24 protein-coding genes are annotated in these 24,814 nt (G+C 40.9%); 4 read left to right on the top strand and 20 right to left on the bottom strand.

Annotated features, from left to right (window positions below; translation table 11 throughout):
- Positions 1–151: 151 nt before the first annotated feature.
- The 6 genes from ACESZG_RS07630 to ACESZG_RS07605 all read right to left on the bottom strand — a co-directional run bounded on the left by ACESZG_RS07630 (position 152) and on the right by ACESZG_RS07605 (position 6,513).
- Positions 152–1,207 carry a hypothetical protein gene (locus ACESZG_RS07630; RefSeq protein WP_025579337.1) on the bottom strand — a complete coding sequence of 352 codons (1,056 nt, stop codon included), beginning with the start codon at positions 1,205–1,207 and terminating at the stop codon, positions 152–154.
- A gap of 38 nt (positions 1,208–1,245) precedes the next feature.
- Positions 1,246–2,658 (bottom strand): PTS ascorbate transporter subunit IIC, encoded by a 1,413-nt coding sequence (locus ACESZG_RS07625; RefSeq protein ID WP_029677039.1) that lies wholly within the window; start codon positions 2,656–2,658, stop codon positions 1,246–1,248.
- Positions 2,633–4,132: an FGGY-family carbohydrate kinase gene (locus tag ACESZG_RS07620; RefSeq protein ID WP_025579335.1), complete on the bottom strand. Its 1,500-nt coding sequence runs from the start codon at positions 4,130–4,132 to the stop codon at positions 2,633–2,635. The genes ACESZG_RS07625 and ACESZG_RS07620 overlap by 26 nt, the downstream gene beginning before the upstream one ends.
- Positions 4,133–4,205: 73 nt before the next feature.
- Positions 4,206–5,309: an L-ascorbate 6-phosphate lactonase gene (ulaG, locus tag ACESZG_RS07615; RefSeq protein ID WP_025579333.1), complete on the bottom strand. Its 1,104-nt coding sequence runs from the start codon at positions 5,307–5,309 to the stop codon at positions 4,206–4,208.
- 225 nt (positions 5,310–5,534) lie between these two features.
- Positions 5,535–6,380 carry an L-ribulose-5-phosphate 3-epimerase gene (locus tag ACESZG_RS07610; protein WP_044996529.1) on the bottom strand — a complete coding sequence of 282 codons (846 nt, stop codon included), beginning with the start codon at positions 6,378–6,380 and terminating at the stop codon, positions 5,535–5,537.
- Positions 6,364–6,513, bottom strand: coding sequence for a DUF6783 domain-containing protein (locus ACESZG_RS07605; RefSeq protein WP_319017567.1), 150 nt, complete (start codon positions 6,511–6,513; stop codon positions 6,364–6,366). Before ACESZG_RS07605 ends, ACESZG_RS07610 begins: the two co-directional genes overlap by 17 nt.
- Between ACESZG_RS07605 and ACESZG_RS07600 the strand changes: the two genes are divergently transcribed.
- Entirely contained in the window at positions 6,445–6,597 is a 153-nt protein-coding gene (locus ACESZG_RS07600; protein ID WP_319017568.1) for a DUF6783 domain-containing protein, read from the top strand. The two genes, ACESZG_RS07605 and ACESZG_RS07600, sit on opposite strands and share 69 nt — an antisense overlap.
- Positions 6,598–6,654: 57 nt before the next feature.
- Here the strand turns inward: ACESZG_RS07600 and ACESZG_RS07595 are convergent, their stop codons facing one another.
- Entirely contained in the window at positions 6,655–7,026 is a 372-nt protein-coding gene (locus ACESZG_RS07595; RefSeq protein ID WP_025579331.1) for a hypothetical protein, read from the bottom strand.
- Positions 7,027–7,157: 131 nt separating this feature from the next.
- Positions 7,158–7,940, bottom strand: a complete 783-nt coding sequence (locus ACESZG_RS07590) for a ZIP family metal transporter (protein ID WP_373217890.1) — start codon at positions 7,938–7,940, stop codon at positions 7,158–7,160.
- 164 nt (positions 7,941–8,104) lie between these two features.
- Between ACESZG_RS07590 and ACESZG_RS07585 the strand changes: the two genes are divergently transcribed.
- Complete coding sequence (locus tag ACESZG_RS07585; RefSeq protein WP_368208493.1) at positions 8,105–8,203, top strand: DUF6783 domain-containing protein; 99 nt, start codon at positions 8,105–8,107, stop codon at positions 8,201–8,203.
- Here the strand turns inward: ACESZG_RS07585 and ACESZG_RS07580 are convergent.
- From ACESZG_RS07580 to ACESZG_RS07550, 7 genes are all read right to left on the bottom strand, one after another.
- On the bottom strand, positions 8,182–8,565 hold the full coding sequence (locus ACESZG_RS07580; RefSeq protein WP_081018833.1) for a CHY zinc finger protein: 384 nt from the start codon (positions 8,563–8,565) through the stop codon (positions 8,182–8,184). The two genes, ACESZG_RS07585 and ACESZG_RS07580, sit on opposite strands and share 22 nt — an antisense overlap.
- Positions 8,549–9,133, bottom strand: coding sequence for a biotin transporter BioY (locus tag ACESZG_RS07575; protein WP_055058206.1), 585 nt, complete (start codon positions 9,131–9,133; stop codon positions 8,549–8,551). The genes ACESZG_RS07580 and ACESZG_RS07575 overlap by 17 nt, the downstream gene beginning before the upstream one ends.
- 96 nt (positions 9,134–9,229) lie before the next feature.
- Positions 9,230–10,714, bottom strand: coding sequence for a response regulator (locus tag ACESZG_RS07570; protein WP_008706375.1), 1,485 nt, complete (start codon positions 10,712–10,714; stop codon positions 9,230–9,232).
- Positions 10,715–10,768: 54 nt separating this feature from the next.
- Positions 10,769–12,589 (bottom strand): sensor histidine kinase, encoded by a 1,821-nt coding sequence (locus tag ACESZG_RS07565; RefSeq protein WP_008706374.1) that lies wholly within the window; start codon positions 12,587–12,589, stop codon positions 10,769–10,771.
- A 35-nt stretch (positions 12,590–12,624) separates the two neighbouring features.
- A complete protein-coding gene (locus ACESZG_RS07560; RefSeq protein ID WP_008706373.1) occupies positions 12,625–13,464 on the bottom strand; it encodes a carbohydrate ABC transporter permease in 840 nt (279 codons plus the stop codon).
- Positions 13,465–13,483: 19 nt separating this feature from the next.
- A complete protein-coding gene (locus tag ACESZG_RS07555; protein ID WP_008706372.1) occupies positions 13,484–14,392 on the bottom strand; it encodes a carbohydrate ABC transporter permease in 909 nt (302 codons plus the stop codon).
- Positions 14,393–14,480: 88 nt separating this feature from the next.
- Positions 14,481–15,749, bottom strand: a complete 1,269-nt coding sequence (locus ACESZG_RS07550; protein WP_020993637.1) for an ABC transporter substrate-binding protein — start codon at positions 15,747–15,749, stop codon at positions 14,481–14,483.
- Between the two features lie 358 nt (positions 15,750–16,107).
- Between ACESZG_RS07550 and ACESZG_RS07545 the strand changes: the two genes are divergently transcribed.
- Positions 16,108–17,277, top strand: coding sequence for a Gfo/Idh/MocA family protein (locus tag ACESZG_RS07545; RefSeq protein WP_373217887.1), 1,170 nt, complete (start codon positions 16,108–16,110; stop codon positions 17,275–17,277).
- A gap of 113 nt (positions 17,278–17,390) precedes the next feature.
- On the opposite strand, the gene ACESZG_RS07540 is transcribed toward ACESZG_RS07545, so the two are convergent.
- The 3 genes from ACESZG_RS07540 to ACESZG_RS07530 are packed head-to-tail and all read right to left on the bottom strand — an operon-like array spanning position 17,391 to position 21,079.
- Entirely contained in the window at positions 17,391–18,962 is a 1,572-nt protein-coding gene (locus tag ACESZG_RS07540; protein WP_195999075.1) for an AAA family ATPase, read from the bottom strand.
- A gap of 43 nt (positions 18,963–19,005) precedes the next feature.
- A complete protein-coding gene (locus ACESZG_RS07535) occupies positions 19,006–20,214 on the bottom strand; it encodes a Fic family protein (RefSeq protein ID WP_373217885.1) in 1,209 nt (402 codons plus the stop codon).
- 43 nt (positions 20,215–20,257) lie between these two features.
- Positions 20,258–21,079, bottom strand: coding sequence for a TrmH family RNA methyltransferase (locus ACESZG_RS07530; protein WP_373217882.1), 822 nt, complete (start codon positions 21,077–21,079; stop codon positions 20,258–20,260).
- 240 nt (positions 21,080–21,319) lie between these two features.
- On the opposite strand from ACESZG_RS07530, the gene ACESZG_RS07525 reads away from it, so the two are divergent.
- Positions 21,320–21,847, top strand: a complete 528-nt coding sequence (locus ACESZG_RS07525) for a methylated-DNA--[protein]-cysteine S-methyltransferase (protein ID WP_373217880.1) — start codon at positions 21,320–21,322, stop codon at positions 21,845–21,847.
- A gap of 43 nt (positions 21,848–21,890) precedes the next feature.
- Here the strand turns inward: ACESZG_RS07525 and ACESZG_RS07520 are convergent, their stop codons facing one another.
- Together ACESZG_RS07520 and ACESZG_RS07515 are read right to left on the bottom strand one after the other, a co-directional pair.
- Positions 21,891–23,192, bottom strand: coding sequence for an MATE family efflux transporter (locus ACESZG_RS07520; RefSeq protein ID WP_120062054.1), 1,302 nt, complete (start codon positions 23,190–23,192; stop codon positions 21,891–21,893).
- Between the two features lie 189 nt (positions 23,193–23,381).
- A complete protein-coding gene (locus ACESZG_RS07515) occupies positions 23,382–24,746 on the bottom strand; it encodes an MFS transporter (RefSeq protein ID WP_008706355.1) in 1,365 nt (454 codons plus the stop codon).
- Between the last annotated feature and the right edge of the window lie 68 nt (positions 24,747–24,814).

Raw genomic sequence — 24,814 nt, 5'->3', positions numbered from 1 at the left:
CATAATCAACTATAGCTAATTCCATAAAATAATGCAATCAAGACAGTTCAGCAGAGTGCGAAAGACAAGGAAGATACCTGCAGGCGTGCTGACACACGGCAAAGATATCTGACGCAGGACTTCACGCTATGATGGGCTGGATTAAGATGCATTATTTTAAAGGATTGCTATAGCCAAATTCATACATAGTAATCTCATTAATTTCACGGTTTGTAGAAATCACATAGTCTTTCCCATCCTTATGGAATCCATAAGCATTTGCCGGACCGCAGTCGTGGTCTATCAGTTCTGCGTGATACTGTCCGTTTTCCCAGCAGAATTTCAGAAGATCTCTGTTTCCTTTTCTGTGACCGATCATGACTACCGGTTTTCCCTGGATTTCCCCACTCCAGATTGCATGAAGAAATTCGATTTTCTCCGGATATTCATAGTCAAGCTCATATTTACCATCTTTTTCTCTGTAAATCAGAACAGTGTCACCGTGGAATGGAGATAATACCAGCAATTCATCTTTTCCATCTCCGTCAAAGTCGATGAGAGTGGCATCGCTTGCAGGAGTTTCCAACAGGGTTTCTATTGTCCATTCCGGGTTTGCAGATGTGGGCGGATAGAAACGGAAGACTCCACCATCACAGCAGACGATGGATGACATTTTTCCATCTCTTACTACTCTGTAGTATCCGTGGTTTTTCAGCATATTATCTTTAATTACTTCCAGCTTCAGCTGATGTTTATCATCAAAGCCGCTGAGATCATCCGGAAGAAGTGCTGCATATACTTTTCCAGGGCTTGACCAGTCATCCTTGTATTCGTGTCCGGATTTGAGGCAGCATGCGATCAGATAATGTTTTCCCTCGCTTTCAATGATGTCAAATCTGTGTACAAACGGCAGATCTGTCAGAGTGCGTATCTCCCATTCTCCGTCCTTTGGTGTAGCGATGATGATCTTTGCTTCTTTGGAATCATTAGGAGAATAGAATTTATGGGTTGCCAGAAACTGTCCGTCTGTTCCCGGGACCTGTACCATTGTCATAACTCCGCCAGGGCCTTCCCACACGGTTTCTTCTTCCTTTCCATTGATATCAAACAGAATACATCTGTCAGTTTTTTCTGCTGCTACCAGAATGTGGTCTGTATTTTTATAATGTAATGGAGCTATGGAATAACATTTTTCCAGATTTGCCAGTACTTTTTTATTCATTGTGATTACTTCCTTTCTGAATCAGATACTCTTGCCTGATTCATCTAAAAATAATTTTCTTTATCCGATTTTGCATACTGGATCTGCGGAACCAGAAGCATCAGTATGATAGCGATGATCGCACCTGGAAGTCCAAGCCATTTCAACAGTGCAGAAATTCCAAGCCATACAGTCGAGAAGTCAGTTGTTCCATGCCATCCGCCGTACGGCACCAGTTCTACAAGCCATACAGTAACTGCGCCCAGCAGTACCTGGATCAGGCCACAGATAAACGGGATGATCATGGCTGCTTTTACACCGCCCCGTTTGTTTGCAAAAATAGCGATAATAGCGTTGTCAAAGAATACTGTAGTAAATCCCATGATAATGATAACCGGGGAATGGAACACGATGAGTCCCAGAATTGCAATCACCTGTCCTACCATTCCACAGAGGAATCCGATGGTTACTGCATTTCCCGGTGCATAGTTGAATGCAACTGCGCAGTCTACTGCTGGAACTGCACCCGGGAGAAGTTTATCTGAAATTCCCTTGAATGACGCTGTCAGTTCACCTACAAAGAGCTTCACACCCATATTTAAAATCTGAAGATATACGGTAAAATATAATGACTGAATCAGAATATATACCGGAAAAGCCGTTGTTTCTGCAAATCCGCTGTCAATCTGGCGCATGAAATCTTCACCGAGGATTGCCATGATGGTTCCGAAAAACACAAGCATTAAAGTAGATGTTGCAGTAATGTTGTCCTCAAACATCTTGAGGAATCCCGGAAATTTAAGGTTTTCAATGGAGTTTTCTTTTTTTCCGAATATGTGTGCTACTTTATCCGTGATCCATACTGCAACCATCTGCTGATGCCCAATTGCAAATCTGTCTTTTCCGTCTGTAAGGTTGAGACAGGCATCTACTGTAAGATTGGAGCTGACTGCCTGATAAGTACCTACCAGCATTCCTACCAGGATCGCACCTGTAATATTTCTCAAATATGGAATAAACAGAAATACGATCCAGGTAACTGTAGTAGCCTGCTGCACCATAATATGTCCGGTGAGAAGAAGTGTTCTCAGCTTCGTCCACTTTTTGAAAATCAGTAAAATAATGTTCCAGATAAATGCAATAAGAAGTGATGTCATTGCCCATGCAGCAGAGCAGCCGATACTCTCTAATGCTTCATTTGCAGCATTCAGTCCAAAATACGGATCAATTACAACTGCATTTAACTGAAATCTTTCATTTAATCCAACAAGGATCGGACGGAATGTGGTGATCAGTCCATTTGCACCTGCCATCAGGATCAGGTATCCGATCACACCCTTGAAAAATCCGCCTACACATTCGTACCATTTTTTTCGCTGAAGAATATATCCAAGCAAGATGATCAGACCTACAAAAAGCTCTGCTCTTGTCAGGATATTGCTTGTTAAAAAATTAAATATGGAATTCAAACCTGCCATCTTTTTGCTTCTCCCCCCACACTCTCTTATAAATACGGTTCATCTGTGCTCTGTATCTTTCGTATTCCAGAATCTTTTTATCATCAGGAAGATAAATTTTCACTTCATCCTGACGGCTGATACACTCAAATGCTTTTTCTACATTCTCAAAAATTCCCATTGCTGTGACTGCGATCATAAGTGCCCCTCTGGCTGTGGCATCTGCTTTTCCTCTGCGGATGATCTTCATACCATAGACATTGGTCTGTATGTCATTGAATGGAACGCTGTTGGAAAGACCTCCATTGATGTAGATGTCAGAAACTTTTACATATTTGTTCATAATATCGATTCCATTGCGGATTTCATAGCAGATTCCCTCCAGAAGGCTTCTCAGCATATCCTGCTTTGTTGTTCCGAGAGTTACATTTGCAAACTCTGCTTTTGCCATATTGTTCCAGTCCGGTGTGGATCTTCCCATAAAGTATGGAACACAGAGACATCCGTGTGAACCGATCGGTGTCTGTTCTACTTCACGGTTAATCTCATCAAAAGAACTGTCCGGATAAAACTGTCTTCTGAACCAGTCAAATGCAGAACAGCAGGTTAATACACTGGATTCCAGAATATACTGGCCTTTTACAGATGAGAAGTTGCAGATTGCATCCTGTTCCAGATTTTCCGGCACCTGATCTGTTGCTGTGATAAGATAGCCACCTGTTCCGGTTGTTACAGACATGACACCTTTTTTGACTACTCCCTGTCCGATGGCTCCACACTGCTGGTCACCTCCAGCTGTGATCACAGGAATTCCTTCCTGACATCCCGTGATCTCTGCAAAGGCTTTTGTAATATGTCCGCAGACACTTCCCGGCTCTACCAGTTCGCACAATTTTTCTTTTTCTACATGAAAAATTTCCAGAAGTTCATCATCCCATTCATGAGTACGGATGTTCATCAGAAGTGAACGACTTCCATATGTATAATCTGTGCAGATACGTCCGGTCATCAGATAAATGAGATAATCCGGGATGACCATGAATTTATATGTTTTTGCATAGATTTCCGGACGTTCTTCACGAATCCACATCATCTTGGAGCCGGAAAACACCGGATTGACTCTGGAACCGCATAGAGAAAATACCTTGTCATTCAGGTTTTCCATAGATTCGCAGATATAATTTGTTCTTTTATCCTGCCACATGATCGCATTACTCAGCGGACGGATATTCTCATCTACCGGAATTACAGAAGAACGCTGTGAAGTAATGGAAATTGCATCAATCTTCTCTCCCATATTCTCAGCTTCTGCTACGGACTGTTTCAAAATGCTGTACAATGCATTTTCCCAGTCTGCAGGATTCTGTTCTACCCAGCTGTTTTCCAGATAGGTGGCCTGATAGAATTCCTGCTTCTCTGTCAGACATTTTCCCTGATGTTCAAAAAGTATTCCTCGCATACTTGATGTTCCTACATCAATAACCAGTACATTCATCCCAAATTTCTCCTTATATACTTTTTCTCCACATAATAAACCCTTCGTTGACCGTTTTCAGACAATTCTGTTTTTATAAGCAAGAACGGAACGGAATATTCTGTGGTGCTTCGAAGCAGTCTTCAAATCCTCTTCTGTGGTGATAGTAAATCTTGTCCTTGTCTGCCGGGTATGTGTATTTGCCGCCTACCTGCCAGAAGAATGGATGGAATTTATATTCATTTCTGTCTTTCTTGAAATCATACAGAACCTTTATCTCATCGCAATCTGCCTGGAAGTTTGTCCATACATCCCAGTGGATTGGAACTACTACTTTACATTTCAGATTTTCTGCCATACGAAGGATATCGATAGATGTCATTTTATCCTGCATACCGATGGGATTTTCTCCAAATGAACCGAATGCTACATCGATATCATAGTCTTTTCCATGTTTTGCAAAGTAGATGGAGAAGTGTGAATCTCCGGAATGATAAATATTTCCGCCTGGTGTCTTTACCAGATAGTTGACTGCTTTGTCGTCCATGTCTGTCGGGCACACACCTGTAAGTTCTTCTCTGTCCGGACCTGTGGAATCTGTTGTTACGATACAGGTTCTGTCAAAGGAATCCAGAGCCACGATCTCGATGTCTTTGATCTTAATGGCGTCACCAGGTTTTACTGTGATGCAGCGGTCTGCCGGAACACCCCATTTCTGCCAGAGTTCTACAGATTTCTTTGGTCCGATAAATGGCACCGGGATTTCTTTTCCGTTTTCATCTGTAGTTGTCATTCCACTGTTGATCACATGTGCCGCCCACTCCGGTGACATATGATCCTGATGATAATGTGTGGCAAGAACTGCATCTACTTTCTTAAATGCAAATGGATCAATTACAAATGGAACGTTTCTCAGGTTTGGCTGCATGGCTCTTCCTCCACACATGTTTGCCATCTGATGTCCGACTTTCATTTTTCCATCACCGTGTGTACGTTTTCCGTTTCCGCACCAGAGGTCAATAGTGATGTTTGTGTCTGCCGGTGTCTTGAACCATACACCTGTACATCCTAACCACCACATTGCTACATTTCCCGGCGCTACTACTTCGTTCTCAATATCTTCTACTAACCACGTACCCCATTCCGGGAAAGTGCTTTCAATCCAGCTCTGTCTTGTCATTTCACTAATCTTACTCATGAATCTCTCTCCTTTTGATTATAACGTTTTTCTCTTGTTGAGAGTATATTATCACCTGCATTTTTATATTTCAACATATTTTCACCATCTGCACAAATGTGCAATTTACATTTTTTCAGTGTTTGAACATTTGTAATTTACAGTGAACAAAAAAGAGAAAGAAAAGAACATCTATCATTCTTCGCTTTCTCTTTTATTATTTGTTTATGTTTCCAACTGCTTAATTTATGCTTCTCTGTCCAGAAGTGTACGCATACTCTGATTTGCAAAACAGATATCTTCTTTCCAGTTCTCTTTTCCTACGTCCCATAATTCAGTTACGTAGCGGCGGACACCCAGGCTCCATGCTGTGTTAATGATTTTTTCAAACTGTACATGGCCTGTGAGAAAAGGAACTTCGCGGAAGATTCCCGGTTTTGTTTCTTTCAGATGGAGCGCGATCAGTTTTCCCTTACCCAAGGAGAGATCTTCGCATACATCGTGTTGATTCTCTACTGCTGCGTTTGTGATATTTCCTGCATCCGGGTAGATTTTCAGATATGCGGAATCTACCATGTTTACATACTGGACTGCTTTTCCGGTAGTGTTCATGAAGTTATTCTCCATGGTTTCAAATCCTACCAGAATTCCCTCGCGTTCTGCGATTTCTGCAATCTTTTTTACATTTTCCAGAAAGTATTTCTTTGTTTCTATTGTGGATTCTCCAAAGTAGATATCATATCCCGGAATCATAACTGTACGCACGCCCAGATCAACAGCAAGCTCTATGGATTTCTCTGCAATCTGCATTGCTTTCTTTCGGATTTCTTCGTCCGGATCGCCCAGCGCATATTTTGTCAGAGCACTTACACTCATGGAACCAATCGGAAGTCCCGCCTGAAATACAGCTTCCATAATTTCTTTTTTTTCTGCTGTATTCATGAAGATACGATTGATTTTTTCATCTGTGGCATCTATGCACATTTCCATGTAATCATATCCACATTCTTTGGCACATTTTAATTTTTCACTCCATGATAATGTATTTCTCATGGCTTTCTCATATAATCCAATCTCATACTTTTTCATCATGCAATCTCCCTTGTATTACTCTAGAGCGCGTTTGAAAAATGCTTTTCGCAAGATGTGCGTCACAATTTGTGGGAGATTTTGTCCGGATGAGGGCGTCGTAGCGGGCTACGGCAACCGAATTCGGGCAAAATATACCGCAAAGTGGGGCGTGCAGATTGTGAGAATGATTTTTCAAACACACTCTAACACTCATTTACTTGTGATTTCGATTGCATGATAGCATTTCAGATTCTGGTTTTCAACATATTTTCATTCAATGCACATATGTGCAATTTTAACATCTTCCACAGTTTCTGCATGGATTGCATTTGGCTTTTTTTATATGCGGATACCATTCATGGATTTCCGGTAATGGATCGCCTTTTTTCCATTCTTTTACACTATAGTGATCCATAAAAAACACTTTTTCCCCAAAGTATTCTATTTCCAGTGGATAGATTGTAATTTTTTCAGGATTCATACAGCTTTGACAGATTCTGGGGGACAATATCTGATCTCCAAATGATACTGCCTGATCCATAGTAATGATCTGCATATGATTTTCGCTGATATATTCTATTTTTTGTTCTGCTGCACATGTGTATGCTGAGGGAATTTTCACTTTGTTGATCGTAAATATCCCTGCAGGAGTTTCTGCTGTTTTCATTAATCTGCCACCTCTAATTTCTGTCTATAGCGATTCTCAGAAATAAAGCATTATTTTGATGATCACTATAATCCTATACAGCTTACTATAGTACTCTCTACATATTCTGTCCATAGTGCATTATTATCTGTTTATCCAAGTGCTACATCTAGTATCATCATCAGAGAGAATCCTATGGCAAAGAAAAGGGTTCCTATGTTGGAATGTTCTCCGGCAGACATTTCGGGGATGAGTTCTTCCACTACTACATAGAGCATAGCTCCGGCAGCGAAACTTAAAAGATATGGAAGTGCCGGGACAATGAGGCCGGCGGCAAGAATCGTAAGGACTGCACCGACAGGTTCTACAATCCCGGACAGGACTCCTCCTGCAAAGGCTTTGGTTTTTCCCATTCCCTCAGAACGCAGGGGCATAGAAATAATGGCTCCCTCGGGAAAGTTTTGAATGGCAATCCCGATAGAAAGAGCCATGGCTCCCATTATAGTGATCTGGGCGTGACCTGTTAAATAGCCTGCATATACGACTCCTACTGCCATTCCCTCCGGAATGTTATGCAAAGTTACTGCAAGAACCAGCATGGTAGTTCTCTGAAGTTTGCTCTTCGGACCTTCTGCCTTGTCACTGTTCTGGTGAAGATGCGGGATCATGTGATCCAGCAAGAGCAAAAAAAGCACCCCTATCCAAAATCCCACTGCTGCCGGTACAAATGAAAGCTTCCCCAGTCCGGAAGACTGTTCAATTGCCGGGATCAGCAGACTCCATATGGAAGCTGCAACCATAACTCCTGCAGCAAAGCCGGTAAGTGCCCTTTGAATCTGTTCATTCAGATTCTTCTTCATGAAAAATACGCAGGCAGCTCCTGCAGAAGTTCCAAGAAAAGGAATCAAACTTCCATAAAATACATTTATATCCATCAATTTATTCCTCCTGTTTTTATTTGTATGCAAATAAAAGAAATAGGTTCTTGTTATTTGTTTGATTTAGTTAGTCTGCTCTAACTCTAATCAGTATATCAGATTTTTTTACAAATAAAAAGAGAATACAAAATTTTTTGTTATTTTGTATTCTCTACATTAGAGTGTGTTTGAAAAAGCTTTCTGCAAAATATACTGCAAAGTGGGGCGTGCAGATTGCGGAAATGTTTTTCAAAACACGTTACATAGTGCAACAGAAATAAATATTCTCATGTAAACTGCATTTTGGATTAAATCCTGCGTGGCAGTAAGGGCAGCTGCCTTTTTTGTATTCCTGAAGTGTAAGTTTCCTGCCACAGTTTCCGCATAAAACAGGATAAACTTCTTCCGGTGTTGTTGCAACAAATGAATGGTCTTCCAGTTCATCGTGGCAAGAATAGCATGCGTAATATTTCCTGCATTTCGCACAAAGCAATGCAGCTATGTCAAGCTGTGTGTGATAGTGTGTACACCGTCCTGCTTTATCAAGTCCGATTCCGTGAATCTTTATGTTTTCCTGCTTTACCAGATTGTCTTCCGGCAGGCTATTCTTTAACCTGTTACTTTTATCAGCGGTTTCCTGCATTGTTGATTCCTTTTCTGATGGGAATTGCGATCAGTACTGCAAGAACTGTGATCACAATATCCTTTGGAATAAATGCTGTTAAGGAGTATACTGCGATTGCCGGGATGCTCATGGAGCCTCCTACAAAGTGCCACTGCAGACCACCGATTGTCTCAACGATCAGAAGTCCGATCAGTGCGAATACGATTGAGATTGCAAGATTCTTTGTCTTGTTCTCTGTTTTCGGACGGATTCCGCAGAGCCAGGTCATGATTGGCCATGCCCAGATGTATCCTCCGGTAACTCCCACAATGCTGCTGATTCCGCCTGAGAAGTTAGCAAAGATCGGAAGACCGATGGCTCCTAACAGAACGTAAACCAGTGTTGCTGTAGTTCCAAGCCTGGAACCAAGTACTGCGCCTACAAGTGCTACACCAAATACCTGAATGGTGATCGGTACACCGGTAGGCATTGGCAGTGAAATCTGTGATATTACTGCAAGAACTGCTGCAAACATACCAACCAGTACCATTTCTCTGGTTGTAAATTTTCTCTCTGCAGCAGGGCTTTTTGCATATGACTGACTCATAATAAGACTCTCCTCTTTCCCTGTTGATGATTGGTTTTGACTTTCTTTTTATATCATAGGCGCGGAGAATTGTCAACTTATTTATCTGAATTCAGTTTACATTTGTTTCCGATAAGTATCCGGCGATACATCTGTATAGCGTTTAAACACTCTGGAGAAATAAGTGCTATTTTCGAATCCAAGAAGTTCTGAGACTTCATAGACCATTTTTCCATCCTGAAGCATTTGTCTGGCCAGTTCTATTTTTCGGAGGTTTACATATTCTATGAAATTATAACCGATTTCTTTTTTGAACATGGTGCTGAGATAAGCTGAGGAAACTCCTGTTTCAGCAGCTGCATCTGACAGATGGATTGGTTCCGTGATATGCGCTTCTATATATTTTACTACTTTCTGCAGGATTTCAGATCTACTGCATTTGTAGGCAATCCAGAATTTTTCCATAAAAATATCATTAAATTTCAGAAACCATTTTTCTATTTCCCTGAGGCTTTCCATCATCATGATTTTCTGATAATGACAATTATCACCATCCAACTCTATTTCTTCCAGTGCGCCGTCCAATGACTGTGCAACCAGGGAATAAATTCCCAAAATATCCATAAAATTTCTTCTCAGCACATTGATACTGACATAAGGCTCCTGTCGGATCAGTCCGAAGATTCCATACAGCTCCTGTTCAACTTTTTCTCTGTCAAAACTTCGAATCTTCTCTTTTAGGGAATCCAGATATCCATGCATTCCTCGTGGACTATGACCTTCTGTTTCAATCTTCTTCTGAAAAAACACCAGTTTCTCTTCTTTATCATAATAACTGAAAAGCTGTATCTGCTCGGCCATCGCAGCAGCCCGAACAAGATCCGCAGTTTTTTCCATGCAACCTTCAAAGATTCCCATGTACAGTTCTCTGCCTGTTTTCCGCTCTGCCCTTTTCTTTAATTCCATATAAACAGATCTTTCCGGTTTTTCTTTCAGCAGGAAATATCCATACTGATTTCCCTTCTGAATCTGCAGACCTTCCCTGAGTTCGGTTTCTGCCCATTTATGGATCATTTCCATAACCCCGGACAACTCTTCTGTATCTTTCGCCAGTATACAGATTAATGTCTGATAATTACAGGTACCTGCAAAAATATCTCTGCTGTCTCTCATAATCTCTTCATAACGGATCTCACGTATTCCCTGCATATGCACCTTATTTCTTTCTTCTGTTTCTCCCAGACACTTTTCCAGAATACTTTCCAGTTCATCAGAACTCAGATTCAGTTTTCGCAGATAATCATACGCCCCCAACTTCATTGCCTTCTTTACAACATCGAATTCTTCCTGGCAGCTTACCACGATTACTCTGGTTTGCATTTCTTCTTTCTTCAAAAATTCCAGAATTTCTAGCCCGCTGACTCTGGGGATATTCAGATCAAGAAGAATGATATCCGGACGGCTGTTCCGGATCATTTCCAATGCTTCTTCTCCATCTGTTGCATCCGGCAGCAGTTCCAGATCCAGTTTCTTCCAGTCTACAAGCTGACGCAGTCCAAGTCTTGCCAGAATTTCATCCTCTACGATCAATACCTTTTTCATAGAATGTTCTTCCCTTCATCCGGATAATAATTGCTATCTTTTTATCCTATTTTATCACCTTTCTTCTGATTCTGTAATTTTTTTTGGAAGACGAACCCATATTTCGAAACCATTTCTGACCTTTTCATTATAGATCAGTCCATAAGATTCGCCGTACAACAGCTTCAGTCTGGAATTTACATTGTAAAGCCCGATCCCCGTCACAGCTCTCTGGTTCTTCTCTCCCTTCAGAAGATCTTCAATCTTCTTTTTATCCGCAGAATTTCCATTATTGAATACAGATATGACAAAATCATTCTCATACTCTATTGCAGAGACTATAATCTGCCCTGCTGGCACACCTTTTACTCCGTGCAGAATCGCATTTTCTACAATCGGCTGCATGGTAAATGCAGGGATTTCATAATAGAATAGTTCTGTTGGAATTACATTATAATACTGAAACGAACTTCCAAACCGCATCTGCATGATATCTACATATGCTTTCAGAAGTGCCGTTTCCTGTCCCACAGTAGTCATGCCGTTTTTGTTACTGTAAACTGCATGCAAAATATCTCCCAGTGCTTCCAGTGCTTTCTCCGTGTTTTCATTCCCCCCTGCACGGTCCTGTCCTTCTTTTATGGCCATGATCCTTATGGAATTAACCGTGTTAAAGATAAAATGAGGGGAAATCTGCGACATGAGCATCTCATAATGGGCTTTTTCTTTTAATCTGCTCTCTCTTTCTACTTTTTCCAGAAGCTCTTCGATCTTTTTCCCAGCCTGGTTATAGCAGGATACAAATTTGCTCATCTCCTTGAAAGAACCTCTGGGTTCCTCCAGAACTGCCATTCCATTGGGAGCTTTTTCCAGAGTCTGTGCCACTTCAACCAGAGGTCTGGCGAGCCTTCTGGAAAAATATAACATAGTACAGACCGTGAATCCGATTACCAGCAATACCATTTCCAGAATATGCTGGAGAATCTTTCTGTTTTCCTTCAGGAAAATTTCCCGTGGCACAAGATAGACCAGTTTATTGGACGCATTTTCCAATTCACCTGCTATATAGTAGAAATCATCTTCCAGGTTACCGGTAATGATCTCCTTCTCAGAAATCTCTTTTACAGACTCCTGTTCTCCCAGCTCTTTCAGCTGTTTCTGATATTTCTCATTATATCCCATCAGTATATTATTGTTTCTGTCCAGGATATAAATGGCACCGCCTTCCTCTGTCACCTTGCTTGCTGCCAGTTTTCCCCAGATGTTCGTCTCAGACAGGCGGATCAGCATAACTCCCAGATTTTTGCCGGAATAATCCAGGATCTCACGTCCCATATAGAGATATTTCTGTACGTTGTCATATATGGTCATTTCCTGAAAAATTTCCCCGATGCCGGTACTGTAGGTCGTCTTTCTTCCATTCTTCAGAACCTCCTGATACCACTGTTCTTTCTCATAATCTGTCTCTGTCCTGCTTAATGCGTAGGAACCAATCACATATCCTGTTTTCGTAAGAATGGCTACTTTTCCGTTAACGGCATTTAAGACGGAGCTCTCTACATTCGAAATATCATTGGAAAGTTCTCTTTTCGCCTGATAAATCTCGTAGGAATCCCCGTCTTGTTCTAAAGTCCGCAGGTTCTTCAGCGTATTTTTGTTTGTCATCAGCATACTGGTGGCATAATTTGTCACCTCGATCATCTGATCCGCATTGTCTCTGATCTGGGACAGCAGATTTGTTTCATTGTTAATCTTATTTTCCGTGGTAACCTTCTGAAGATAGAAATTCAGAAGCATCAAAGCCAGGCACAGCGGCAGCACCACAAAAAATCCCATATAAAATGTGAGCTGCCTCCTTATGCTCTGGTTACCCGGATTTTTACGTTTGAAACCCATACGCAAATTTCCTCTTTCTACATCTGATCTGTGTTTTATCCTTTCACTGCACCGGCAGAAAGTCCTTGTACCAGATTCTTCTGTACCAGTGCAAAGAAGATCAGGATCGGTATCAGGCTGATCACCACCGCTGACATCAGCAGTCCCCAGTCTACAGAATACTGTCCTATGAAATCCTGCATACCGACCTGAATGGTTTTCTTTGAAGTTGTATTAATAAAAATAGACGCATACATATATTCATCCCAAGATGTCATGAAACAGAACAGGGCCGTGACAAAAAGTCCCGGTTTGGCCACATGGATGATCACATGAAAGAATGATGTCAACCTACTGCATCCGTCGATCCTGGCAGCTTCCTCCAGCTCCCATGGGATGGAAATAAAAAATGCACAGGTATTCCATATGGCAAAAGGCAGGGTAAAGGAGCAGTACATCAGAATCAGTCCTGTATAACTGTCAATCAGGTTCAACTGTTTCATAATAATATAGTAAGGAATACACAACAGGATTCCCGGAAACATTCTTGTCATAAGAACCGCCATCTTGATCTTCCCGGCACCTGCGATTTTATATCTGGTAAGTCCATATGCTGCCATTACTGATAATATCATACAGATCAGTGTTGTGACCAGTGTAATAAAAATACTGTTCATAAAATATCTTACGAAATTCGACTGAAACAGTACATGTCTGAAATTGTCAAATGTGATATGCGTCGGTATGATCTGGGATGGGTCATAAATCTGTTCTTTTGTTTTCAGGGCAGTCAGCACCACGTAGATAAACGGAGTCACTGCAAGGAAAACCATGACTATTGTAAACACATAGGCGATCACATGCCTTATGGCTTCATTTCGTTGTTTTGCAAGCATATATTTTCCTCCTCCCTATTCATTCTTTCTCACTTACCATCTTCAGATAAACTCCGGAAAAAACAGCCATGAATACAAACAATACCACGGATGCAGCTGCTGCAGTTCCGAAATTATGGTCAATAAATGCTCTTCTGTATGCATAGGTGTAAATGATCTCTGTGCTGTACAGCGGTCCACCTTTGGTCATCAGCCAGATGGTGTTAAAACAGGACACAATACCGATCAGGTTCAAAATGGTTGAAATAGCCAGAGGCTCTTTAATGATCGGAAGTGTGATTTTCCAAAAACACTGCCAACGACTGGCACCATCTATTTCCGCACTCTCATACACATCCCCGGAAATTCCCTGCAGTGCAGCCAGAATAAAGATCATCTGAAAAGGAATTCCCTTCCAGATTGCTACCAGAACCACACACCAGAACGCTGATCCCACATTTCCAAGCCAGGACACAGATTCTGTAATCATTCCCAGTTTCACTGCCAGGATATTAATGATACCTACATTTGCATTGTATAAAAAAGTAAAGGTCATGGCTGCTATGGCGTGAGGAACTGCCCATGGAACCAGGATCAAGGTTCTGTATACGGATCTTCCTTTCAGCTTTTGGTTCAGTGCAAGCGCAAGAAGCATGGCTGCCACAAGCTGCACTACAAGGTTTATCACTGTCCACTTTACTGTATTTCCAATAGACTGTATGAACACTTTATCTTTAAAAATATCAATATAATTCTGCAAACCTGCAAAAGTATTAAATGCAGGATCATTGGGGCGTACAAGGTTATAATTTAAGAAACTCAGATAAATACCTCTGAAAAGAGGATACACGGAAAGCGCCAGAATCGCAATCACTGCAGGTGCCATCAGAAGATATCCCGGAAGATTTTTTCTCAGCTCCAGACCTTCTTTTCTACATATTTTGGACATGATCTTCCTCCCTTCTCAACGAAGAAGCGCTGCCGACATTTCACGCCAGCGCCTCTGTTATTATTTCATGTTTGTTTCCCGGATATTTTTACTGATAATTAGATGCAATGTTTTCATTGAGCTTCTGGGTAAGAGAAGTCAGCGCATCTTCAGCTGATGACTGTCCGTAGTCTACTTCCAGGATGGCATTGGTGATCAGTTCATCGATGGATTTCTCATTGATAACAGCAGGTCTTGCTTCTGTATACGGAAATTCCTCTGTAAAGACTTTCAGTTTGTCATTTCCTTCCAGTGCTTTGTCATAGTCGAAGTCTTTACGTGCTGAAATCTTTCCTTCTACGCCAAGAAGAGAATCTCCTTTTTCTGAATTCAGATACTGAATCAGGTCATAAGCAAGTTCCGGATTTTTGCAGTTGGTATTAATATTCCAGGTCCATCCTCCCAGTACAGTTGCTTCTGTTTTTCCTTTTACCATCGGAGCAATGCCGTAATCCAAATCCGGATTAATATTTTCTACTCCGCTGGAGCACCAGTCTCCGCCCAACAGGAAGGTTGCTTCTCCATTTGCAAAACTTTCATATACTTTGTCCCATGTAGTTGCTTCTTTAAAAGACTCTACCAAACCGCCTTTGGAGATCAGATCACAAATATAATTCCATGCCTCTTTTCCCTCCTTATTGTCGATCACTACCTGCGGGATATCTCCACTTGTATCAATGACTGGGCATTCATTCTGATAGAAAAATGAATAAAAAGCATATGCACTCTGATAAGTAATAATACCGCCATATCCGGCTTCTTTTGCTTTATCTACTGCATCAGAAAGTTCTTCCCATGTTGTAGGAACATCGATTCCCAGTTCCTCCAGACGTTCTTTATTATAATAGAGACCCGTACAGTCCATATACCATGGCACGGAATAATATTTACCCTCAAATTTGCCGGAATTGAGTGGTCCTTCCTGATACTGCGCAGTAAGCTCATCGGCTGTGGTAATATCTTCCAGTGGATACAGAAGTCCCATTGCTGCAAGGTCAATGGCATGTCCGGAATTGTCCATCATTACAATGTCTGCTCCGCCTCCTGCCAGAGCTGCTGTCTGGAAAGATTCCTTAATATCCTGCTGGGAAGCTCCCTGCAATGTGATCTCCACCCCTGGATTCTCTTCTTCATATTGTTTGATCACTTTCGTAAGCTCTTCCCCTTTTGCTCCTGTCTCATCGATCCAGTCATTTACCATCAGAAGTGTCAATTCTCCTTCTTTCTGATCTGAAGTATCGGATGCAGCCCACACACCTGTCTGTGCGCCCAAAACCATAGCCCCTGCCAACATAACAGCTAATGCTCTTTTCTTCATTATATAGTTCCTCCTTCTCATCTTCTCATCTTCTCTCTTATATCTCTGTATTTCTGATCTGCTTTCCAATCGATTGTTCTGCTATGCACTTATTAAAACATGAAATCCCTGATTTTTGAATAACGATATTATTCTTTCTTTTTCCATCTTTTCTAAAAAAAGTAGAGCTTTCCGGAACTGGTATTATTTTTATCTTTTTGGGGTCAAACATCTAAATTATCTTTATTCTCATTTCTCTTCTCATCACGTATAATCACAAGCATAAAAGACAGATGCAGGATTCCTGACATCCTGTGGATTTTATTCCTAACTAACTTTTTACTATTTTTTCTACTATTTTTAAGGAGGGTTTTCCATCATGAAAAAACTGAATGTTGCTTTAGTAGGCTTAAGCTTCGGGCTTGAATTCGTTGCTATCTACTGTAAACATCCTGATATTGATAAGGTGTATATCGTAGATAAAAATGAGAAACTTCTGAATATTGCAAAAGAACGATACAGCATTCCTGATGAACGCTGTTTCACAGATCTGCAGGATGTACTGGATATTCCTGAAATTGATGCAGTTCATCTTGTAACACCGCCAGCAACACATGCTCCGTTTTCTGTACGCGTCTTAAATGCAGGTAAACATTGTGGCTGTACAATTCCTATGGGAATGAGCATCCAGGAATTAAATGACATCATTGCAGCCCGCAAGGCCTCCGGCAAAAATTATATGTTTATGGAAACAACGATTTTCCAGAGAGAGTTCCTCTATATCCAGGAGCTTTATAAGAAGGGCGAACTTGGACGCCTCCAGTACATGACCTGTGCACATTACCAGGATATGGAAGGATGGCCGGAATACTGGGAAGGCTTCCCGCCACTGATGCATCCGACACATGCAGTTGCTCCTTGTCTGATGCTCGCAGGCCATCTTCCAGACAAGGTTTACGCAAGAGGTTCCGGAAAAATCCGCAAAGAACTGGCTGACAAATACGGCTGCCCGTTTGCATTCGAATCCGCATTTATTTCTCTTCAGGATAGCGATGTAACTATTGAAATGGAACGTTTCCTCTACGGTGTAGCCAGAAGCTATTCCGAATGCTTCCGAGTATACGGTGAAAACGAGAGCTTCGAATGGCAGCAGCTTGCTAATGAAGATCCTGTTCTCTTTACCCGTACAGGAGAACTGGAGAAAGTGGACATTCTGGATGAAGACAGCGAAAAATCCAGTCGTGGATCAGAGATTGTGGAAAAAAGAATCCAGATCCCGGATTATGCACACCTTCTTCCGAAGGAAATCGCATCCTTCACCACCAACACAGTATATAACAATGAGAACACCCATCTCTCCTTTACCCAGGGTGGGGGTCACGGTGGTTCCCATCCACACCTTGTACATGAATTCATTCGTTCCATTCTGGAAGAACGTAAACCTGCTATTGACGACATCATGGGTGCTTACTGGACAGGTACAGGAATCTGTGCACATGAATCTGCTATGAAAGACGGAGAAGTTATTACAATTCCTCGTTTCGAATAACCTATATCATTTAACTTTATATCATAAATACATCAGAGAGTGTGTAGAAATTTTCCAATCTACACACTCTCTGATATTTTTCATCTATTTACAGCAAATCATATATAATGTTATTATTTCACTATCTTCTCAATGATGCACTGATGCTCTTTATCCTTTTTGGAATAGTTAATCCCTGCCAAAAGAATATTTCCTGCATATTTCTCCAGACTTTTACAATATTGCTTCTGTTTAATCTGAGAAATAGCTCCTTTGGCACTTTTATCCCATTTTAATTCCACTACCAGAGCAGGTTTATCAGGAAATTTTTTTCTCGGAATAAAGACCATATCCGCAAATCCCTTTCCTGTTGGCAGTTCACGATATACGCTATAATAGTTTCTAGCCGCATACAGAGCCAGTGAAATAGTATAACTTAATGCATTTTCATCATTATACTGAAGATGCGAGGTCTCAAAGTGTGCTCTTTGCATTCCCTGTGCAACCATCTGCTCATTCTGATTCCAGATTGCATTCAGGACATCTGCCGAATTTTTTAAAGCTTTTGACACTTCACCCCAGTCTGATACAGAAACAGCATTTGCATACTCATTCCGGATTTCATTATTAGGAATATACACACAATGTTCTGTAGAATCATATGTCAGATATCCCAGATGGATCAATAAGGTCAAAACATCATTCTCATCCCGGAATGTCGTCATATCATTTGTAAAATTTCCGGTATTAACGGGAATATGCTCTCCTGCCAGCATACAGAGAATATCATCCTTTAACCCCTCAAAATTCATATCTATATAAGTCTGCAGTGCTTCAAAAGATTCTGTCATATTCCAGTAGTTTCTGATAGAACCAAAGAGCATGCCGTTTACCACAGACCTTGGATTATAAACCGGCTCACAGTTTTCAAACCTGTACCCGTCATACCATTCTCTGATTTCCCTCATATCCATATGATATTTCTCACATAATTCTCTGACTTCTGTCTCTGTAAAACCCACAAACTTCGCCAGAGGTCCTGCATAAATCATAGAAAATTCATCAAACATATTCAGGGCAGAATGTGTTCCATATTTCTTTACCGGCAGGATTCCTGTCATATAAGCAAGATGAATATAAGATTTATCCTTAAGAAAATCCCGCAGAAAATCAAGATACTGCTCCTGTGCTTCTTTATCTGACTTGTATTCTCTGAAAATACAATCCCACTCATCTATAATAATCACAAACGGACATCCTGTCTGCTGATATACATCCTGCATACTTTCAGCAAGATCTTCTTCATCAAAATAGTCCACATCAGGATATTCCTGTTTCAGGTCACGCATCAGAATCCGGTTTAATCGCAGGACCATTTTCTCTACTGTCTTACTGCGGCTTAGGAATTCCTGCATATTTATAAAGAAAACATTGTATTTGTTCAGATATTTTGAAAAAGATGAATCTTCTTTTATCTTAAGTCCGTCAAATAATTTTTCAGACTGACATCCTCTGCTGTAATATGCAGCCAGCATATTTGCAGTCATAGACTTTCCGAAACGTCTTGGTCTGCTTACACAGACATTTTGCTGCATGGTGTTAAAAACACGATTGGTATATTGTATCAGTTCTGTTTTGTCCACATAAATCTCAGAATTGATTGCTTTATAAAATTTATCATTGCCGGGATTTAAATACACACCCATTTCACACACCTGCTTTCCTGACAGATATTTTAATTTACCGTAACTATAAAAGTTCTGTCCAACTACCGTACTGTCTTTCAACTGATATTCCTGTAAATTTGTACTTTCCTTTTCCATATCCCGAAACCGGCTCCAGTATTTTCCTTTTAACCAATTCTTTTATAAGCATAGAAGCGCGTGTAGGCTTCAGACCAGTAGCATGTTGTACATCTTCTCTTCCAAATGCCACTTTATCACTTAACGCATCATACATTTTCTGAATATGGTTTATTGTTTTTTCCAGGAAACCATGAATTTCATCTGAATACCTGTCATGCACATCAATATTCACTTTTTCTGTTACAATGTTCGATTTTTCCCTCTTAATATTCACTTTTTTCATTTCAATGTTCGCTTCTTCTGTTTTCAGACTCTCATTTAGAAGATTTATAAATTCTTTATTGATGTGCATCATGCGATTATGAAGAGGATTTTTTTCATTCAGCAATAAATTTCGCAAAAATACTTCCAGATATTCAGTTGTCTCATGGATTCCATTCTTTAAGTCATTATAGTTTGCACGAACCAGGGCATTTCGAAAATACCAGGCATTTTCTGCAAATATATCATTTGTGGCATCAAATCCCAGTGTTCTGAGATATTTAATAAAAAAAACTGCCGTAGTTCTGGTATTTCCTTCGCCAAACACATGTATCTGCCACAGATTTGCCACAAAAACTGCCAGATGATGTATCATTTCTTCTATAGATAAACCCTTATAGCTGTACTTTTTTTCCTGCGTAAAATCATATTCTAATGTCTCTCTAAGTTCTGATGCACTTCCATAAAGAACGGAAGCTCCATCTAATACCCATTCTTTTTTTGTAATGTTATAATCCCTGATTTTTCCGGCATGTGAATAAATTCCTGTAAATAGTTTCTTATGAATTGCCAGATATTCTGTAGGTGTAAAACTAAATGCATTTTCTGATAATAGTGCTGCAATTCTGGCTGAAACTTTATCCGCTTCTTCAGTTCTGTCTCCTGACTTTGGCTTTTCTCGTCTTTCCTCATAATAAGAATCTACCAGATATTGAGCTTCTTCTATCGTAATTTTTCCCTCAATATTCTGAACAGCTGTATCAACCAGATACTGCGACGGCTTTAATCCATCAACAGCCTGTAAACCAATGGCAGTATTCCATGCATATCCCTTTTCACGCCTGCCTGGCTCTGCCTGTATAAGATATTCTCTGAAAGGATCTGTTTTCATTGATTATCACGCCTTTTTTTCTATTTTATCATTCTTAATAGTTTCACTCTCTGTGTCCCAGCTCCCAGAATGCCACTGCACTTGCCGCAGCTACATTCAACGAATCTACTCCGTGGGACATTGGTATCTTTACTGTATAATCGCAATCTGCGATGGTCTGTGATGCAAGGCCGTCACCTTCTGTTCCGAGAATGACTGCCAGTTTTTCTTCTGACCGGAGTGCTTTGTCATCAATTCCTACAGAATCGTCACGCAGAGCCATTGCAGCTGTTTTAAATCCCAGATTTTGCAGAGTCTGCATTCCATCCTGTGGCCATACAGTTTTTTTATCAAAATATGTCCAGGGAATCTGGAATACGGTTCCCATACTTACTCTGGCTGCACGACGGTAAAGCGGATCACTGCAGCCGCCAGTCAAAAGTACTGCATCCATATGGAGAGCTGCTGCTGAGCGAAAAATAGCTCCGATATTTGTAGGATTTACAACATTTTCAAGAACTGCTATGCGGCTGGTATTTCTGCAGATTTCCTCTACGGATGGCAGTGGATTTCTGCGCATTGCGCAGAGCATTCCGCGAGTAAGAGCAAATCCGGTCAGCTTGACCAACAGTTCATATTCCGCAGTATAGACCGGCACATCCGGATATTGTTTCAGGATTTCCTGTGCCTCTCCTTCCAGATCTTTATGCTCCACCAGAAAAGAGATTGGCTGATATCCTGCTTTCAGGGCTCGTTCAATTACTTTCGGGCTCTCTGCAATGAAAATTCCCGGTTCTGGTTCATAGTATCTTAAAAGCTGCACCTCAGATGTTCTGGCATATACATCCAGTTCCGGCGCAGCGAAATCTTTTATTTCGTTAAACATAAAAATAAAACCTCCAAACTGAGTAACCTTATCTTACATCAGTTTGGAGGTTTATACAAGAATTCCTTTCTCACTCGAAGCAGATGACTTCCCTGATTTATGGCAATGCCAAGATAGACAAACTGAGATTATATTGCTTTTCATATAAGAAAATTTTATAATGAATTGTAATTATAGCAATTCCATAAAAGGCTAAGTACTTTTTACTGTCATTTATTTTTCTGTTGAGGGTGAAATATTATGATTTACAGAACTTATTATCTGTCTCCACTTGGAAGAATACTGCTGGCTGCTGATGATATAGGGCTTATAGGAGTCTGGTTTGAGGGACAGAAGTATTTTGGAGAATTTCCAGGACATATGAATTATATTTTTGAAGAAAAGGAAAACCATATTTTAAAAGATGCTCTGCGCTGGCTGGATATTTATTTCAGCGGGCAAAAGCCAGATTTCCTGCCGAAGCTTCATCTGATCGGAACAGATTTTCAGAGAGAAGTGTGGGATATTTTACTGGAGATCCCTTATGGTCAGACAGTTACTTACGGCGAGATTGCCCGCAAAATAGCTGATAAACGTGGACTGAAAACCATGTCTGCCCAGGCAGTTGGCGGTGCAATTGGACATAACCGGGTTTCTGTGATCGTCCCCTGCCACAGAGTTATTGGTTCAGATGGAAGTCTTACCGGTTATGCCGGAGGGATTGAGCGGAAAATCAGACTACTTGATATTGAACAGCCTGATTTTATCCGGACAATTCCTAAATTTTAACCAAATCAAGCAAATCCCGCTCTCTGCTTTACTTGTTATAAGTTCAGACAACTGCCATCCTTTTTCTTCTGTCTTTATATGCCAGAAACAGAATCGTCAGAAACGTAACTGTCTCCGCTGCAAGCAAAGAGATCCAGATTCCATTTAATCCAAATAATTTCGCAAGTATAACTGCGCAGATAACAATAGCAACAATTCCTCTCAGGAATGATCCGACAATCGCGATTTTCGGTTCATCTACTGCTGAGAAATATGCCACCAGTACAATATTGATTCCTGCCACTATAAATCCAAGGAAATACAGACGCAGTCCTGTATGTGCATAATTCAACAACTGAACATTGTTTTCACTGTTGAAAATGCTGATCAGCGTGTCGGTTGAAGTCCAGATGATCAATTGGGTCAGTGCTTCTACAGCAAGACATACGAGCAGGCTCCATTTCAGAAGTTTTCTTACCTGAGTGGGCTGGCCTTTTCCGTAGCTTTCACTGATCAGGGGCTGTGCTCCCTGAGCCAGACCGTTGAAAATTGCAAATGCCACGATAGAAAGGTTTGCCACAACTCCATAGGCTGCTACACCCATATTTCCCGCGATTCCCAGGATCAGAAAGTTAAATACAATGGCGATCACACCGGAAGACAGTTCACCGACGAATGCGGAAACTCCTAGCTGACAGCAGGAAATCAGGTGTCTGAATGACGGTTTTTTCCAATGGAATCCTACATGATTTCTGCTGCTTCTGTAGTGTATGGTACAGACGCTCATTGTTACGATCGGACAGATTGCAGTAGCCAGTCCTGCTCCGGAAAATCCCAGACCGACCGGGAACATGAATATATAATCAAATATAATGTTAAAGATACTTCCACTGATGGAACCGATCATTGCAATAGAAGGCGCTCCATCGTTTCTGGCAAATGCAGTAAATGTATAATTTGACATGAAGAATGGTGTTGCGATCAGAATAATTCTCACATAATTTCGTCCAAGTCCGATCAGTCCGGCATCTGCACCCAACAAAGCCAATGCTTTGTCCGGAATAAAGATTCCGATCAGCATAAATGGAACTGCAGCCAGTATGCTCCAGGTTACTGACTGTACGAAATAATGTTCTGTATTTTTTCCTTTTGCCCTGCTTATGGCATACCTGGTAGCGGAACCAATCCCGATCATAGCCCCAATCGCATAGATCAGTCCATAAACCGGCAGGATCAAATTGAGAACTGCCAGTCCGTCAGCACCGGAATATACAGATATAAAGAAAGTATCTGCCAGAACATAAACAGAAATCCCGATCATTCCGGCAACACTCTGGGTTACATATCTGGTGAATCTTTTCAGCATAATACTCCGCTCCTTCGTTATATTGTCAGCATTGTCTTCCTTTCATCTGCAGACTTATCTCACCATTATACCCATATAAAACAAAAATGCAACCACAAAAACACCAGACATAAAAATCTCCTTAAGCAGATTTTTTAATGCTGCTCAAGGAGACTCTGTTAATATTCGCAATTCACTTCACGACACTCTTTATTTTACCCGGTTTTTTTTCAGGTCTTCTACAATTTCATTGTAACGTTTTTTATTCAGGCGATAGAAAAACAGTACAATTGCTGTCACTATCCATAAAACTCCCGGAATTGTAGTAAAGGAATGTCTCATAATACTGAGGACAGCCGGATTCTGTACCTGATTTGCCACATATCCATATTTTCCAAGAAGTGCTGCAAGAAGCGCAGTTCCTATTGCCATGCCAATTTTATTTCCCAGTGACACAAATGCATATTGAAAACCATCATTCCTTAAGCCCGTTTTCCACTCTCCGTATTCTACGCAGTCGGGAATGATCGCATAGATTGCAGTGTTAAATCCAGAGAAAAAGAACTGTGTAATTCCTGCAAGTGTATAGAACGCTGCCGGTGTTTCTTTTACATTAAAGAAGAACATACAGAGCATGGAAATTCCAGTGAGGAGAGCAAAAATGGATGCAGTTCTTCCTTTATTGTTCAGTTTGCGGAATACAGGCTGAAAACATGCAGCACCGATAATGGATGGAATGATAATGCACATGGAATATGTAGTATAGTAGGATGCATTTCCCTCTACATAAGTGAAATAGTATAAAACATCTGCATTTCTTCCATAAAGTGTAAATCCGAATAACACCTGTCCGATTAATGCCAGAATATATGGGCGGTTCTGCATCACCGCTCTTAACTGCACTTTTATGGATATTTTTTCTTTTTCCGGCATGATCACCTGCTCTTTTGTTTTTGCAAAACAGAAGAAATGACAGGCTGCAAAAATACATCCGTATATGATTGCTACCAGCAGGTATCCGGTTTTAGCACTTTGACTGCCAAGTTTTCCAATCAGTGGAACTGTAATGATATTGATAATTCCAATTGCAACCATTGCAGATACTGAACGTGATGTATTAATCTTTGCACGTTCATCGATATCCTGTGTCATTGCTCCACAAAGGGTTCCATACGGGATATTTACACAGGTATATCCAAGTACCAGCAGACAGTATGTAATTACCATATAAATAACCTTTGATCTGTCCGACCAGTCCGGATGTGCCCAGAATGTCATAATCAGAAGCACGGCCGTGATCGGAGCTGCAATGAGAAGCCATGGACGATAACGTCCCCATTTTGTTTTGGTTTTATCTGTCAGTCCACCCACGATCGGATCATTGATCGCATCCCAAAATCTCGAAAACAGCATCAGAGCAGAGACTGCTGCCATACTGATTCCGAATACGTCTGTGTAAAAAATCATGAGAAAATTACTGACGAACATCCAGCTGAAATTACATCCTACGTCGCCAAATCCATATGCGATTTTACTGATCAACGGAACTTTTACATTTTCGTTTTTACTCTCCATAATTCCTCCTGTCTGCTGTCATCCTCCGTCTTTCTGTTTACTCATGTCTTCTCTACAGCAATCTTTTT

The sequence above is a fragment of the Blautia sp. Marseille-P2398 genome (assembly GCF_964240315.1).
Lineage (GTDB): Bacteria > Bacillota > Clostridia > Lachnospirales > Lachnospiraceae > Blautia_A > Blautia_A wexlerae.
Note: the sequence above shows the minus strand (reverse complement) of the source record. Positions and strands in the feature narration are given on the sequence as shown.